Below are 15,717 nucleotides of genomic sequence, written 5' to 3'. Positions count from 1 at the left end.
TTTTTTATGTTTCTTGGACTGAACTTATTTGGAGAAATTTTTTAATACGAACCATACGTTGGCGGGGCGTTCGGCTAGGCGTCTCATGAAATACACAAACCAATCAATTCCGTAAGGAACATAAACCCTGACTTTATATCCTTCTTTGACCAGACGATCCTGTAGCTCTACGCAAATTCCATAAAGCATTTGGAACTCAAACTGATCATTTGAAATGCCGTTTTCTCTTACTAATCGTTTTGTATACTGAATCATTTCCTCATCATGACTCGCTACAGCTGTATAGTGTCCATTTAATAAATGCATTTTAATGATTTTTTTATAGTTTTCATCTACGTCTTTCTTTTCCGGAAACGATACTTCTGGCGATTCTTTGTAAGCTCCTTTTACCAGACGTAAATTGGCTTGATATTGATGTAAGTCATTCATATCTTGTTCTGTACGATAAAGATACGCTTGAATCACAATTCCAATATTATCAAATTCTTTGCGTAATTCTTTATACATATCAAGGGAGATTTGGCAGTGCAAGTAGTCTTCCATATCAATTCGAACAAAAATATCATTCACTCTGGCTGTGTGTAGAATTCTGCGCATATTTTCCATACAAAGCTCTTTGCTAATATCCAATCCTAAAGAAGTCATCTTTAATGATAAATTTGATTGAACGCCCGATGCTGCAATGGCTTCTAGTGTCTGAATGCACATGGCCGTAGATAACCTAGCTTCCTCTTCTGTAAAAACAAATTCGCCTAAATGATCGAGTGTCACAACTTTCCCACCATTGTTAAGCTCCTTGGATGTTTGAATTGCTGATTCAATTGAGTCTCCAGCAACAAAACGAGCTGCCCCCATCCGCAATCCATACTTTTTAGCTAATTTATTCATTGAATGATTTTTGCCAAGCGACTGAAACATCGTTCTCATTAACACTTCCATCGATACTAAACCTCCTTTTATTCATAAAAATCAAAATAAATATAATTTTCAGATTAATTTCTTTATTTTTCTATACCCTAACTACATATTTGTACACGTATTTAAAATAATTTACACAAAATTGTTTAAGTTATTTTATTTACAAACATATTTGTATAATTAATTTAATTATACTCATTTATCGATGGAACCGTAACAACAGTGTTATGAGTTCTAACTCGTTTTTCGACATAAAAAAGCTCTCCACATTTCGTAGAGAGCTTTTGCGTACGTTTTGATAATAGGACGATTCACTTATCATCAAAGCAACAATCTTTATTTTCCAGCTGCTAGCATGCCTTTTGCATATATAAAACCAATGGCTGCTGAAAGTAAATCTATTAAAATAATAAGCGGATAATCTGCGTACCCTTTATATACAGAAACAGCTATCAACAAAAGCGTCAGCGCTGTGGCAACATATAGGTTATATGTTACTCTAGCAAACAGAACAAGCAATATGGCGGGTAGAAAAACTGCGGCAATCGTTTTGACTTCCACAAACATTTCTCCTTTTTATCCGTCTTTTAACCAGCTTGTGAATTACGTTTTGTATAATTGTGTACAAACAAAATACCTAGTTCATGATGTTCGTTGTCATACAATGCTCGCTGAGTAAAGCGAACTTCTCCATTTTCGTCAATAACTTCTAGCTTACAAAAAGCACGGTTATTCACTTGTAATGCTTCATAAAATTTATGGACTTCAGATATAGCGATTCCATTTACTTTAATAATCACTTCTCCTACTTTCAAACCCATTTTCTCTGCCGGAGAATGAGGGATGATTCCTAACACAACCAAACCTTGTGTACGCTTAGTAAATAGTGCGGGCGCTTTTTCATCGCTTCGACGCTGCTGCAAACGAATCCACTCTCTTCCTATGATCGCTAGAATAACAACAGCGACAGCGGCAGGAGGATAAAAAATAGCAGCAATTGTAATAATCGTTAATCCCACGCCTAATGCTAATACACGCTTACCGGTAAATTCAATAGATTTAAACGGAACCATACTTTGAATTCGCTGATAAAAACCGATAGCAAAAGGAACAAAAAACAGGCTAAATGATGTTCCGTCAATAGATAACACAGGCCACCATGGAAACACAGACGTAATGGCGCTGCCTGGAATTAAGACAAAAAGCGGAACAACCCATAATTTTTGAGAATAATGAGCCCCAATTTCCTGCCCTCTTTTACTTTTCACAATGGCTGGAGACGTACCTTTTGCTCCAAACTTCCAAATTAAATATCCTTCTGCTAATACAAGCAGCGACATTAAAATAGTAAGAGAAGGTAAATCTGCGTTATGAGCTTGCACAGACCACGTTTGAATAAATCCTTCACCGAAACCAGCTGCAGGAATAAGCAAGGTCGCAAGCACAGCCAGTCCTACGGTATAAGAAGGAGAAAGCCATTTAAACGTCCACGGGCCGCTTATGATAAAAGTTAAAACAGCTACAAGTACAATCGTTCCTATAGATACATAGACACCTAGCAACACGGTAACAACGGATAAAATCAAACCAATAATGATACCTGGAAAAAATAAATATTTTGCTTCTAAAATAAAATCAAACACGCGAACATGAAAATTCTGACGCTCTCTCTTGACGCGAGAAAGACCTACAAAAAACGAGACGAGCAGAAATAAATAAGTTAACGGGTGCAAAAATAAACGCCCGATACCTTTTAAAAGCTCTAATGCAAAATCCATTTTTTCACCACCTGTATTTTTCACATTTTTATTACAACATTTACGATTGATTGTTATGTATCATAGGCTTCTTTATTTTATCAAAATGCATCACTAACCGACAATGTTGTTTTTACTAAAAAAGTTCCGTGCTTTGGAAAAGCACGGAACTTTTTCTACTTCTTATTGACTAGCTAGCTTTAAAGCCGTTTGAAGCTGACGATCTTCATCTTTGGATTTAATTTTTTCTAATAGTTTTGTTTGTAAAAGCGCTGCTGTATCTTCATCAATTTCACCTGTAGCTTTTTGCTTATTGGCTTTTTGGAATGCAGTTACAGCTGTTTCTGTCTCTTTACTAAAATATCCGTCTGTACGTCCAGGTTCAAAGCCAAGGCCTTTTAGCATCACTTGAGCATTCTTCACTTGGTCACCTGTCATATCACGTGTTAATGGCTTTTTATCAACTTGAATTGGATTTGCATAATAGTAATCCGGCTGCTTGACTTCTACCGTTGGTTTTATACCTTTTTCGTTAATCCAGTTTCCATCAGGCGTTAGCCATTTATAGAACGTTAATTTTAAATTACTGCCGTCTTCCATTGGAACAGCTTGTTGAACCGTTCCTTTTCCATAGGATTTTTCACCGACTAGCTTGTATCCGCCTGCTTCTTTTAATGCCCCGGCAAGAATTTCAGAAGCAGATGCACTTCCTCCATCAATCAAGGCCACAATTGGATAATCCTTTTGCTTTTTCATTGAAGAAACCACTTTTTGACGTTCACCGTTACGATCTTCAATTTGAATGTATGGCTTTTTATTCGTTACTAATTTATCGAGCATTTTTTCAACACTCGTTAAATAGCCACCAGGATTTCCACGAACATCTAGAACTAAACCATCAATATGTTTATTTTCAAGTTTTTTCAACTGTTTCGTAAATTCGTCTCCCGTTGACTCAGAGAATGACGTAATTTCCATGTAACCAATTTTTTTATTGTTTACATTTTTAACAGAAGAATAGACGGTTTCAATTGGAATCTCATCTCTTACAACTTTTACTTTCATCGTTTCTTTCACGCCTGGTCTTTGAACATCTAATGTCACGGTAGAGCCTTTTTTACCGCGAATTTTTAATACCGCTTCATTCAATTCAAGACCCGCGATACTTTTACCATCGATCTTTAAAATCTGATCATTTGGTTTTAATCCTGCTTTTTCCGCAGGAGATTGTTTAAACGGAGCTACGATTGTTACTTTTCCATCTACCATGCTTACTTCAGCACCAATCCCCTCAAACGATGAATCAAGAGACTGCGTGAATTGCTGTGCCGTTTTCTTATCCATGTAAGATGAGTGGGGGTCTCCTAAGGTTTGTACCATTCCTTGGATTGCGCCATCTAATAATTTTTTGTCATCTACATCTTTGTAATATTTTGAAGATATCAGTTCGTAAGCCTGCTTGATTTTGTCTAGCTCTTCCTTTTCCACTTTACTATCATTTGAAGAAGTTGTAAGGGGGGTACTGACCGTTCCAGCATTTGCATACTGAATGCCAAAATATGTACCTGCTGCTCCAACAACTAAGGAGAGTGCCATTAATAGTGCAACGATTTTCCGATTCAAGTTCTTTCATCCTCCTCAACCTTAAGCCATCTCTTCTTATTATAATAGATACAACCAAAACTATGTAATAAAAAGGATGCATGTGTTATTTGTAGCAAAAGGCACCACACAAATCAAGTGCGATGCCTTTTTGTTAAACTATATGTTGAGCTTGTACCACGTATGCTAGGAACTTAAAATTTAATATAACGTTCAGGGTTTACAGCAGAGCTTTTGCCTTTCCAATCGCCCTTATGCAATTCAAAATGCAGGTGAGCACCAAACGAACGTCCTGTGTTCCCTATATAACCTAATTGTTGACCTTTATTGATAGATTGACCACTTGAGACGCTGTAGCTCTCTAAGTGAGCATAAACTGTAACCCACGTCTGACCTTCGACATTGTGACGAATAAATACGGCATTACCAAAAGAAGAAGAATGATATGCTCTAATTACTTTTCCGCTTGCTGCGGCTACAACTGGCACACTTTCTCCTCGCTTTCCAATATCAATACCGTAATGTCCTCTTCCAAACGTTTCTCGATATCCAAAATGAGATGTTACCGGGCCCTTTGCCGGCCTCATAAACGACCCGCTTGTAACAGGTGGTGCCTCCTCTGTTGCCCCGGCTTTTTCAATTTCTTGCTGTTGAGCTTGTGCTGCATTTTTTTGATCGGCTAAAATAGAAGCTTGCTCTTCTAATCCAACGGCTTCTTCATTAAATTCTTTTTCCTGATCTTTGAGCGTTTGCATGAGGTGATTCTTTTCATCCACTTGTTTTTGCAGCTGCGAGCGAAGATTTTTAAGTTCTTCAAGCGCTTGATTTACTTCCGTTAGCTTGTTTTGAACTTTTGTTTCTTTCTCTTCTTTTGCCTTTTTATCAGCTTCATGCTGCATTAACAAATCGCGGTCAGCCCCTACAATTGTCGAAACCGCACTCACTCTGCTAATAAAGTCTCCGAAGCTTTCAGAGCCTAGCAGTACATCTATGTAATCTACAGACCCGCCGTTTTCTTGTAAAGCACGAGCACGCTTTTTTAATAGCTCATTTCGTTTTTCAATTCTTTTTTTTACAACGTCAATTTCATTTTTCAGCTTTTCGATGTCTTGCTTTGCTTTTTCTACTTCAGCTTCACGGCTGCGGATGTCTGCATTTGTCTGTCCGACTTCTGAATCCAAACGCGCAATCTCAGCTTCTTCGTTTTTTTGCTGTTCTTGAACTTCTTTTAATTTCTCTTTATTTTGATTAATATTTTGGTTCACATCGTTACTTTTTTTCTCTAAATCACTGAGTTTAGTAGTGCTGGCACTTTCTGCATAAGCAACTTTTTCATTACCTATCCAAGCTGTACCTAGTCCAACTAAAACTGCTGCTGTCATTACTAATGTCTTACGTGTCATTTGTTTCTCCCCATTTGCACATATTTCCCCGTATAAACGGGCATTAGCAAGACCCCCATTAGCACTTTTTTCTATTTTTATCTGTAATTACACAACAACCTCACATCTGATAAACATCAAATGTGAGGTTGTTATAATCTATTATGTTAAAAATCTATCTTTATTTTCGTAAGAATTTACGGATGGATAATGTACTTCCCCACATCCCAATTAGACCACCAATTACAAGTAGTAATAGCGATACTTGAAGCACGAATGGAAAAGCAGGTAAAAGTTCAAAGAATCCATCGAACTTAGGCTGAACTTCATTATATAAAACGCTGTACACACCGATAATAACAGCAATTGGCACAATAGAACCAAGCACTCCTAAAAACAGACCTTCAATAAAGAACGGCCAGCGAATAAAGGAGTTTGTGGCTCCAACTAAGCGCATAATTTCAATCTCTTCACGGCGAGCTACAATCGTAATTTTAATTGTATTTGAAATGAGGAACATCGCTGTAAATAGAAGCCCTAAAATCAGTACTACTCCGATATTACGAGCTACTTTCAGCACTTTAAATAACTTTTCAACTTGATCTTGTCCGTATTGAACTTTTGCTGCATACGGATATTTCTCAATTTGTTTAGCTACTTTTGCGACATCAGTCGGCTCTTTTGTTTTAACAACAAACACATCATTTAATGGGTTTTGCTGCTCAAACGGTTCAAAAGCTTGTCCTTCATCACCCATACTATTAATTAAATCTTTTAACTCTTTATCTTTAGAAGAAAACGTCACCGTATCAACTTGCTTAATTGCATCTAGCTTTTCTTTCATTGCTTTTCGATCATCCGCTGTCGCTGCAGCATCAACGTGAACGCGAATTTCCACATCATTTTCAATCAATTTAGCAATGTGGTTTAAATTCATCATCAACATAAAAAATACGCCTACAAGCAAGAGCGTCACGGTAACCGCGCTTGCAGATGCGAATGTCATCCAGCCGTTTCTTCCTAAACTTTTAGATCCTTCACGTAAGTGGCGACCGAATGTCCTAGCCTTCATATCCGTATTCACCTCTTACTTCATCACGCACAACATTTCCATTTTCAATCGCAATTACGCGCTTTCGAATTGTATTTACAATTTCACGGTTATGCGTTGCCATTAAAATAGTCGTACCGCGTTTATTAATCTCCTCAAAAATATCCATGATTTCCCATGAAGTCTCCGGATCAAGGTTCCCTGTCGGTTCGTCGGCGATGACAACCTTAGGACTATTCACAATTGAACGCGCAATAGACACACGCTGCTGCTCTCCTCCAGATAATTCATCAGGGAAAGAATCCATTTTACCCTTTAACTTAACAAGCTCTAGCACCTCTAGCACTCGCTTTTTAATTTCTTCGGGACTTTGCTCAATTACTTCTAGTGCAAAAGCAATGTTTTCATAGACCGTTAATTTTGGAAGCAGCTTGAAATCTTGAAAGACTACACCAATATGACGTCTAAAGATAGGAACTCTGCTATCTTTTATTTTTGCTACATTTGCACCGTTTACAATGATATTTCCTGAAGAAGGCTTTTCTTCACGATACATCATTTTAATAAAAGTGGATTTTCCTGCTCCACTTGGTCCTACGATATAAGCAAACTCACCTTGATTAATCTTGATGCTAATGCCATTGATTGCTTTTACACCGTTCGGATACGTTTTATATACATTTTGCATTTCAATCATAAGTAATCACCTAATCAAGTGTGTTATTTTAATACTATGTAAAACTTGTCAAAATACGACAAAACTCTACAATTCAAACCAAAAATTCGACTCTTCTCACGCGCTTTCTCATTATAACATCACTCTTCGTGAAAATAAGCCCCAAAAATATTACATTTTTATTTCAAATATGACATAAGTAGGATATTTTTAGCAGGGTATGAGAATTTATCCTTATTTTTAATTCTGTTGTTTTTTGCTGTTCATTTTTTTACGAATATCGTTAGACAAAGCACATTCATGTCTACTTTTTTACAAACAAGGTATGATAAATAAGAAAAACGATGAGGAGAGATAACATGATCACTATTTATGGAAGCTCACGGGAAAACGGAAATACGGAAGAATTGGCTAAAGCAGTCTTAAAAGATATCAATACTGAAGAAGTTTACTTACGTAGGCATACCATTAACCCCATTACTGATATGCGTCACGATGAACATGGATTTACCAATCAACAAGATGATTATTATGATATAGCGAAAAAGATGGCAGCGCACGATACTATTTTATTTGTTACGCCTCTTTACTGGTACGGTATGAGCGGATTGATGAAGAACTTTGTGGATCGTTGGTCTGAAAGCCTTAGAGATTCGACAATCAACTTTAAAGAACAAATGAAAAATAAGCGCGTCTATGTATTAGTAGTCGGGGGCACAGGCGCATCTGTAAAGGCCCTTCCTCTTATTATGCAATTTCAATACATTGTCGATTTTATTGGTTCTTCCTTTAGCGGATACATCATTGGAGAAGCCAATGCACCTGGAGACATAGCAAAAGATGTCAAAGCTCAACAGCAAGCTATTGTCTTAAATGAACAATTAAAGCAGCTTTAACACAAAAATAAGACGGATACCCGTCTTATTTTTTCTTTGCCAGCCAAGCCGCAACTTTTTTGGCATCTTCTTCATTAATCAGTCCTTTTGGCATACCGCCTTGACCATTGTTAATAATGTTTTCAATTTCAGCTTCTGAGTGCTTGCTGCCTACATGCTGCAAGCTTGGCCCATTTGCTCCTCCTAAATCTACACCGTGACAGCCTGTACAGTTTTTCTTCACAATATCTTCTGCACTCGCTGAAGATTCACCGGCAGATTCATTTTTGGAACTGCCTCCGCCGCACGCGGACAAAACAAGCGCTAGGCCAATTGTTAACGTTAATAATACTTTTTTCAAGCCTTCTCCCCCTTGCTGTAGAGTTTTCACTCTATTATAACCTACTCAAGAATGTTTAAAACACTCTGTTTACAAGGACTTTGTTTCAATTTCATGAATTCTCTCATCGTATTTATGTATGAGGTCAAGCAATTGATTCGTTTCCTAAACGTTTTTTGTATACTACGCGTGAAATTGTCACACTGAGCTCATATAAGAGCAGAAGCGGGACAATGACTAAAATATCCGAAATAAAATCAGGAGGAGTAATAAGCACAGATATCACAATTAAAGCAAAATAAGATAACTTCCTTGCTTTAGCTAACCTCACTGGATTTAGAACCCCTAAACGCGTTAAAAATAAGACAACTAAAGGCATTTCAAATAAAAAACCAAATGGTAAACACAGATTAAGCATAAAACGGAAATAATGCTCCGCCGTAAACATGAGTGAAAACTGATCATTCGACAAACCTGTTAAAAATGCTAAAACCATTGGAAATAAAACAAAATAACCAAACCCCAAGCCACTTACAAATAAGAGAAAAAAGAATGGAATGAAGGTAATCATAATCTTATGCTCTTCCTTTTTTAATCCCGGTGAAACAAACCGAAATACTTGATAAGCAGCTACTGGAAGTGTAAAAGCAAGCGCAAAAACAAATGCAATCACCATATAAATCCATACAATTTCACTTGGTCTAAGTACAGCAAGCTTACCGTCCAAATCTTTCACTAGCCACTGATAAATATCTTGTACAAATACAAAACTGACAATAAGTAAAACTACAAATGCACAAAGTGTTTTAATAATACGAACACGCAATTCTTCAAGGTGCTCCATCAAGCTCATTTCTCCCATTGTCTATTTCTCCTTTCTGACAAGTAGAAATAGACGAGTTTCCTCGTCTATTTCCTTACTTACAATGTCGATTCATTCCTTTTTTGTTCAGAAACGGTTGCTGCCTGCTTTTCTTTAACACTTTCATCATCTGATACGAGCCCTTTTGCTGCTCCTTTAAATTCAGTTAATGTTCGCCCAAACGCCCGTCCAACTTCCGGCAGCTTAGACGGCCCAAAAATAATTAACGCAATGACCAAAATAATAACTAAACCAGGAATTCCAATATTAGAAAGCATACTTGACCTCCTTTCCCTTACTCAATTTACTGCTGTACTTTTTCTTTCTTTTTCAACTCTTGTTTTTCATGTGCTTTCCCGTGTGCCCGCATACGATCTTCCTCTACTTCCTTAGAAATCTTTAGCCCACGCGGCACGTTATTTACTTCAACTTCTGTCATACCTTTTCCATCTTTTTTATATTGAAAGGAAGCTCGAGTTGAAATTTCCGCACCAGGTTCTGTTACAAAAGGCACAACGCGATAATCAGCTTGCCATATATCAGGAGTGACCGTACACCTTACATATCCTCTGTAATCATTAAAGAATGTGAGATGTGGATTTTGACTTAAAATTTTATCCGTATCAGCTCGTTTATCTGCTCCGTTCCCTCCGGAAGTGATGGAGGTGCCAACGAACTCTGCACCAATAATTCTTGAATTAAGATTGGCAAAATCCGTGTGTAAATTAGAAGCCCAGTTAGCGTGCACATCTCCAGTTAGTACAATGACGTTGTCCAACTTTTTCTTTTCAATAAAATCAATAACACGCTGACGATTCGCCGTATACCCATCCCATGCATCCATGCTGTATGTAGGCTTAGCCGCCGTTCCAAATTTTCTGGGAGCAAAGAAAATTTGTTGAGCCAGTACGTTCCAATGACACGCTGATTTTTCAAGATTAGTAAAAAGCCATTTTTCTTGTTCAATCCCTAATAGCGTACGTTTAGGATCAAGAGATTCTGGCGTTTGCGGCTTTGTTCCGTCTCCGTTTGCTTGATCGTCTCTGTATTGACGCGTATCCAACACTTGAAAGGAAGCTAGTTTCCCATATGAAAAGTCACGATACAATCTCATATCCGTTCCGTGAGGCAAGGATGTTTGACGCAAAGGCATATGTTCGTAATAAGCTTGATAAGCTGCCGCGCGGCGTTGAATAAATGCTTCTACTGATTGTCCTTTTTCAGGAATTACATTTGCATAATTGTTTTCTACTTCATGATCATCCCACGTCACAATCCACGGAAAAGCAGCATGAGCAGACTTCAAATTGGCATCTGACCTGTACTGAGCATGCCTGTTTCGATAGTCTTGAAGCGTTTGAATTTCTGCGCTGCTGTGAGTACGAACATTTCCGCTTGCAGCCACATACTCGTTTGGTCCATATTCATAGATGTAATCGCCCAAATGAACCACAAAATCCAATTGTTCTTTAACCATATGTTCATAAGCTGTAAAGTAACCATGTTCATACTGTTGACACGAAGCGAATGCAAACGTCATGCTGGCTACTTCTGCATTTGCTGAAGGAAGTGTTTTTGTTTTTCCAACCGGGCTTAACTCATGACCGCTTTTAAATCGATAATAATAAATACGGCCTGGCTTTAATCCTTTTACATCAACGTGAACAGAGTGAGCAAGTTCAGGTCTAGCTATTTCTGTTCCTCGTTTGACAATTCGATGAAAGTCTTCATCTTCGGCAAGCTCCCATTTTACTGGAACGGGTTGATTAGGCATTCCCCCGCCATTCAATGGGTCTGGTGCTAATCTTGTCCAAAGAACAATACTATCTGCTAAAGGATCTCCCGATGCGACGCCTAAAGTGAACGGATAACTTGAAAATTTAGGCGCTGCCGCTGAAACTTCTACTGCATTTAAACCGATAGACTGAGCAATTGTTAAGCCAAGTGATACTCCTGCTACTTTTCCAGCTCCTTGTAAAAAATGCCTTCTATCAAACCCTTTACTCGAAGAAAAACTGTTCTGTTTTACTTGCTCTATTAATTCGTGTAACGATTTATTTGCCACTGCACATGCCCCTTCCTCTTGATTTAACTCAAATTATAAAAGCTGTTTGTAAAAGAGGTATAAAGGATTGTAAAGAAGCATTTACCATAAAATAGGTATTTTAAACCATTTTATTTCATTGACAAAATAAGCGAACGGACGACAGCAACCTTTAAATTTCTGCATTTTCTTAATTTTCTATCTACAAATAGTTCTTTACGCTCGTTTTTCTTCATTCAAATTTTACAAAGTCCTAACAACTAAAAAAAGGCAGCATACCGAGGTATACTGCCTTTTGATTAAATATGAGAACGTAAATACGCATCAATAAACGGATCTAGATCTCCATCCATTACACTTTGCGTGTTTCCGACTTCCGTATTTGTGCGGTGATCTTTTACTAACGAATACGGATGGAATACGTAAGAACGAATTTGACTTCCCCATCCAATATCTTTTTGTTCTCCGCGGATTTCAGCTAGCTGTTCTTGCTGCTTCTCAATTTCTAACTGATACAACTTAGATTTTAACATCTTCATTGCTTGCTCACGGTTTTTAATTTGTGAACGTTCCGTCTGACAAGATACGACTACATTAGTTGGGAGGTGAGTAATACGAACAGCTGAATCTGTTGTATTGATATGCTGACCTCCGGCACCGCTTGCACGGTACGTATCAACCTTCAAATCTTCCGTACGAATATCAATTGAAATTTCATCGTTAAATTCCGGCATTATGTCGCACGATACGAATGACGTATGGCGACGGCCTGATGAATCAAACGGAGAAATACGAACGAGACGATGAACGCCTTTTTCAGCTTTTAAATACCCGTACGCATTATGGCCTTTAATTAAAAGCGTTACACTTTTAATACCAGCTTCATCCCCAGGTAAGTAATCAAGTGTTTCTACTTTGAAACCTTTTTTCTCCGCCCAGCGCGTATACATACGTAGTAACATTGAACCCCAATCCTGTGATTCTGTTCCACCAGCACCTGGGTGCAATTCTAAAATGGCGTTATTTTTATCATACGGCTCGCTTAAAAGCAGCTGTAATTCAAAGTCGTTCATGCCTGAAATAAGCTCTTTTAGTTCACTAACTAGTTCTTCTGCTAAATCTTCATCGTATTCTTCTTTTACAAGTTCATGAGATATCTGTAAATTTTCGTATGTTTCATCTAAGTGGTTAAATTGATTTACTGCATCTTTTAAACCATTGGCTTCATTAATAACAGTCTGAGCTGCCTGCTGGTCATTCCAAAAATTTGGATCAGCCATAGTCTCATCTAATTCATCGATACGAGCTTGTTTTGTATCGAGGTCAAAGAGACCCCCTAAAGTCCGCTAATCGCTTAGCTGTTTTGTCAAGTTCTTGCTTAATTTCTACTAAATCCATGAGTTAAACACCTCTATTTTATTTTTGACGCACAGGAAGGAAATGAGAAGACTCATTTCCTTCCTGTACTAGTTCATTCTATACTAATTGACTCTTATTTTATGATTCTTTACCGCAGCAGTTTTTATACTTTTTGCCACTTCCACAGATACAAGGATCATTTCGGCCAACTTCTATCGCATTTACTTTTGGCTTCTTCTTAGCCGGCGCGTCTCCTTCTTTTGGATGAACAGCCGCCTGACCTTGCGCTACTTCTTGACGCTCAAGGTTGTTGTTAATTTCTGCTTTCATGATATACTTCGTCACTTCTTCTTCAATGGTTGCAATCATATTTTCAAACATCGCAAAACCTTCCATTTGGTATTCGCGAAGAGGATCTGTTTGGCCGTACGCACGAAGGTGGATACCTTGGCGAAGCTGATCCATCGTATCGATATGATCCATCCATTTAGAATCAACTGCTCTAAGAACAACTACTTTTTCGAATTCACGCATTTGTTCTTCAGGGAGCTGCTCTTCTTTTTCATTATAACGAGCTTTTGCATGATCTACCAGCAGTTCTACCATTTCTTCAGGCTCTTTACGGCGAAGATCTTCTTCTGTGACTTCACCTTCCTCAAGAACATTAGCATTTACGTAATCAATAATCGCTTGTAAATTCCATTCTTCTTCTAATTCTTCACGCGGTGTATTTACCTCAACCACACGCTGTAGCGTTGATTCAATCATACGTTCTACAATCGCACGTAAGTTGTCTGAATCAAGCACTTCAAAGCGCTGTTTGTAAATAACTTCACGCTGCTGACGAAGAACATCATCATATTGAAGCAATTGTTTACGCGCATCAAAGTTATTACCTTCAACGCGTTTTTGAGCGGATTCAACAGCTCTTGTTACAATTTTACTTTGAATTGGCTGTGAATCATCCATACCAAGACGATCCATCATCGCCATCATATTATCAGAACCAAATCGGCGCATTAATTCATCTTCCATGGATAGATAGAATTGAGACACCCCTGGGTCCCCTTGACGTCCAGCACGTCCGCGGAGCTGATTATCAATACGGCGTGATTCATGACGCTCTGTACCAATTACAGCAAGACCTCCAGCTTCAACGACACCTTCACCTAGTTTAATATCCGTACCACGACCGGCCATATTCGTTGCGATTGTTACCGCACCTTTGTGACCCGCATTCTCGATAATATCCGCTTCACGCTCATGCTGTTTTGCATTTAAAACGTGATGGCGAATGCCTTTTTTCTTTAATAATGCTGATAAAACTTCAGATGTTTCAATCGCAACTGTACCAACAAGAACAGGCTGTCCTTTTGCGTGGCGCTCGGCAATATCTTCCACTACCGCATTAAACTTGCCTTCCATTGACTTGTAAATTAAATCCGCTTTATCATCACGTGAAATTGGCTTGTTTGTCGGAATAACGACAACGTGCATGTTGTAGATATTACGGAATTCTTCTTCTTCCGTTTTAGCTGTACCCGTCATACCTGATAATTTTTCATACATACGGAAGTAGTTTTGGAATGTAATTGTAGCTAACGTCATGCTTTCATTTTGAATCTCAACGTTCTCTTTAGCTTCGATAGCTTGATGCAAGCCGTCACTAAAACGTCTTCCTTTCATCAAACGACCAGTAAATTGGTCAACGATTACGACTTGATCTTCATCAATTACATAATCCACATCGTTTTGCATCGTTACATGTGCTTTAAGCGCTTGGTTGATGTGATGGTTTAGCGCTACGTGTGAAATATCAAATAAGTTTTCAATGCCAAATGCGCGCTCGGCTTTTGACATACCTTCTTCGGTTAGCTGAACGCTTTTTGTTTTGATATCAAAAGTAAAATCGGTTTCTTTATCAAGCGTGCGAACGAATGCATTAGCTTGAATATAAAGCGCAGTCGATTTCTGTGCGCTGCCGGATATAATAAGCGGCGTACGTGCTTCATCAATTAAGATAGAGTCAACTTCATCGATTACAGCAAAATGAAGCGGACGTTGAACCATTTGTTCTTTATAAAGCACCATGTTATCACGTAAATAGTCAAATCCTAGTTCATTATTTGTACTATACGTAATATCCGCTGCATATGCTTCTTGTTTTTCTTCACGCGTTAAATGGTTTAAGTTTAACCCTACTTTCAAGCCTAGGAATTCATATAAACGACCCATTTCACTAGCATCACGGCTCGCTAAGTATTCATTGACTGTTACTACATGTACACCTTTGCCTGTAATGGCGTTTAAGTATACAGGCATAGTAGCTGTCAACGTTTTACCTTCACCCGTTTTCATTTCCGAGATATTCCCTTCATGCAGAGAAATACCCCCCATTAGCTGAACTTTGTACGGATACATGCCTAACACACGTTTCGCTGCTTCACGTACAACCGCAAAAGCTTCATCTAATAGGTTATCGAGCGATTCACCATTTTGGTAGCGTTGTTGAAATTCAGCTGTTTTTTCACGAAGCTGATCGTCCGTTAAAGACGCTATTTCAGGACCTAACGCATCAATTTGGTCCGCCATTTTTTCTAAACGGCCGATTTGGCGCTGATTGCCGTCAAACACTTTTTTAAATAATCCAAGCATATTAAAACGCTCCTCTATTTATAATCAGTACATTTTATACTATTTTCATTCATATCTGTATCTTTCATTATAAAACATTCTGAGTAAAATTGTAACATTGCAGCTAAACAAGTAGCAACTTGTACCCTTTTTCGTCTGTCTCTTTACTAGTACTACTCTATTAAGGAGTTATTTTCTATTGTGATTTTCCCTGCCT

14 protein-coding genes are annotated in these 15,717 nt (G+C 38.1%); 1 reads left to right on the top strand and 13 read right to left on the bottom strand.

What is annotated here, in order from left to right; all coding sequences use genetic code 11:
* Window positions 1–24: 24 nt before the first annotated feature.
* From ACXAE4_RS02475 to ftsE, 7 genes are all read right to left on the bottom strand, one after another.
* Complete coding sequence (locus ACXAE4_RS02475; RefSeq protein ID WP_475235395.1) at window positions 25–939, bottom strand: proline dehydrogenase family protein; 915 nt, start codon at window positions 937–939, stop codon at window positions 25–27.
* A 315-nt stretch (window positions 940–1,254) separates the two neighbouring features.
* Complete coding sequence (locus ACXAE4_RS02470) at window positions 1,255–1,485, bottom strand: DUF2198 family protein (protein WP_205689522.1); 231 nt, start codon at window positions 1,483–1,485, stop codon at window positions 1,255–1,257.
* Between the two features lie 20 nt (window positions 1,486–1,505).
* Complete coding sequence (locus tag ACXAE4_RS02465) at window positions 1,506–2,696, bottom strand: PDZ domain-containing protein (protein ID WP_028412033.1); 1,191 nt, start codon at window positions 2,694–2,696, stop codon at window positions 1,506–1,508.
* 162 nt (window positions 2,697–2,858) lie between these two features.
* Window positions 2,859–4,298, bottom strand: a complete 1,440-nt coding sequence (locus ACXAE4_RS02460; RefSeq protein ID WP_028412032.1) for a S41 family peptidase — start codon at window positions 4,296–4,298, stop codon at window positions 2,859–2,861.
* A gap of 173 nt (window positions 4,299–4,471) precedes the next feature.
* Window positions 4,472–5,680: a murein hydrolase activator EnvC family protein gene (locus ACXAE4_RS02455; protein ID WP_028412031.1), complete on the bottom strand. Its 1,209-nt coding sequence runs from the start codon at window positions 5,678–5,680 to the stop codon at window positions 4,472–4,474.
* 160 nt (window positions 5,681–5,840) lie between these two features.
* Window positions 5,841–6,731 (bottom strand): permease-like cell division protein FtsX, encoded by an 891-nt coding sequence (gene ftsX, locus ACXAE4_RS02450; protein ID WP_014457813.1) that lies wholly within the window; start codon window positions 6,729–6,731, stop codon window positions 5,841–5,843.
* The gene (gene ftsE, locus ACXAE4_RS02445; protein ID WP_013085414.1) at window positions 6,721–7,407 is read right to left on the bottom strand and encodes a cell division ATP-binding protein FtsE; all 687 of its coding nucleotides are present in this window, start codon (window positions 7,405–7,407) and stop codon (window positions 6,721–6,723) included. The genes ftsX and ftsE overlap by 11 nt, the downstream gene beginning before the upstream one ends.
* Before the next feature lie 338 nt (window positions 7,408–7,745).
* Here ftsE and ACXAE4_RS02440 point away from each other — a divergent pair, with 338 nt between their 5' ends.
* Window positions 7,746–8,282 (top strand): flavodoxin family protein, encoded by a 537-nt coding sequence (locus ACXAE4_RS02440; protein ID WP_028412030.1) that lies wholly within the window; start codon window positions 7,746–7,748, stop codon window positions 8,280–8,282.
* Between the two features lie 25 nt (window positions 8,283–8,307).
* Here ACXAE4_RS02440 and cccB read toward each other — a convergent pair whose 3' ends face one another.
* The 6 genes from cccB to secA form a co-directional block, all read right to left on the bottom strand.
* A complete protein-coding gene (gene cccB / locus ACXAE4_RS02435) occupies window positions 8,308–8,622 on the bottom strand; it encodes a cytochrome c551 (RefSeq protein ID WP_013059743.1) in 315 nt (104 codons plus the stop codon).
* 124 nt (window positions 8,623–8,746) lie between these two features.
* Window positions 8,747–9,463: a twin-arginine translocase subunit TatC gene (gene tatC, locus ACXAE4_RS02430; protein ID WP_289578572.1), complete on the bottom strand. Its 717-nt coding sequence runs from the start codon at window positions 9,461–9,463 to the stop codon at window positions 8,747–8,749.
* Window positions 9,464–9,522: 59 nt separating this feature from the next.
* Entirely contained in the window at window positions 9,523–9,741 is a 219-nt protein-coding gene (locus ACXAE4_RS02425; RefSeq protein WP_028412028.1) for a twin-arginine translocase TatA/TatE family subunit, read from the bottom strand.
* 26 nt (window positions 9,742–9,767) lie between these two features.
* Window positions 9,768–11,501 carry an alkaline phosphatase D family protein gene (locus ACXAE4_RS02420; RefSeq protein ID WP_372456118.1) on the bottom strand — a complete coding sequence of 578 codons (1,734 nt, stop codon included), beginning with the start codon at window positions 11,499–11,501 and terminating at the stop codon, window positions 9,768–9,770.
* A 305-nt stretch (window positions 11,502–11,806) separates the two neighbouring features.
* Window positions 11,807–12,905 (bottom strand): peptide chain release factor 2 gene (gene prfB / locus ACXAE4_RS02415; RefSeq protein WP_114896991.1). Its coding sequence is split into 2 segments (ribosomal slippage): window positions 11,807–12,841 and window positions 12,843–12,905, totalling 1,098 coding nucleotides; the frame shifts between segments, so codons are not numbered across the junction.
* Window positions 12,906–13,004: 99 nt separating this feature from the next.
* A complete protein-coding gene (gene secA, locus ACXAE4_RS02410; RefSeq protein WP_013059748.1) occupies window positions 13,005–15,521 on the bottom strand; it encodes a preprotein translocase subunit SecA in 2,517 nt (838 codons plus the stop codon).
* Between the last annotated feature and the right edge of the window lie 196 nt (window positions 15,522–15,717).

This window comes from Priestia sp. ABM2_011 (genome assembly GCF_056158845.1).
This window is presented reverse-complemented; position numbering and strand designations above follow the sequence as displayed.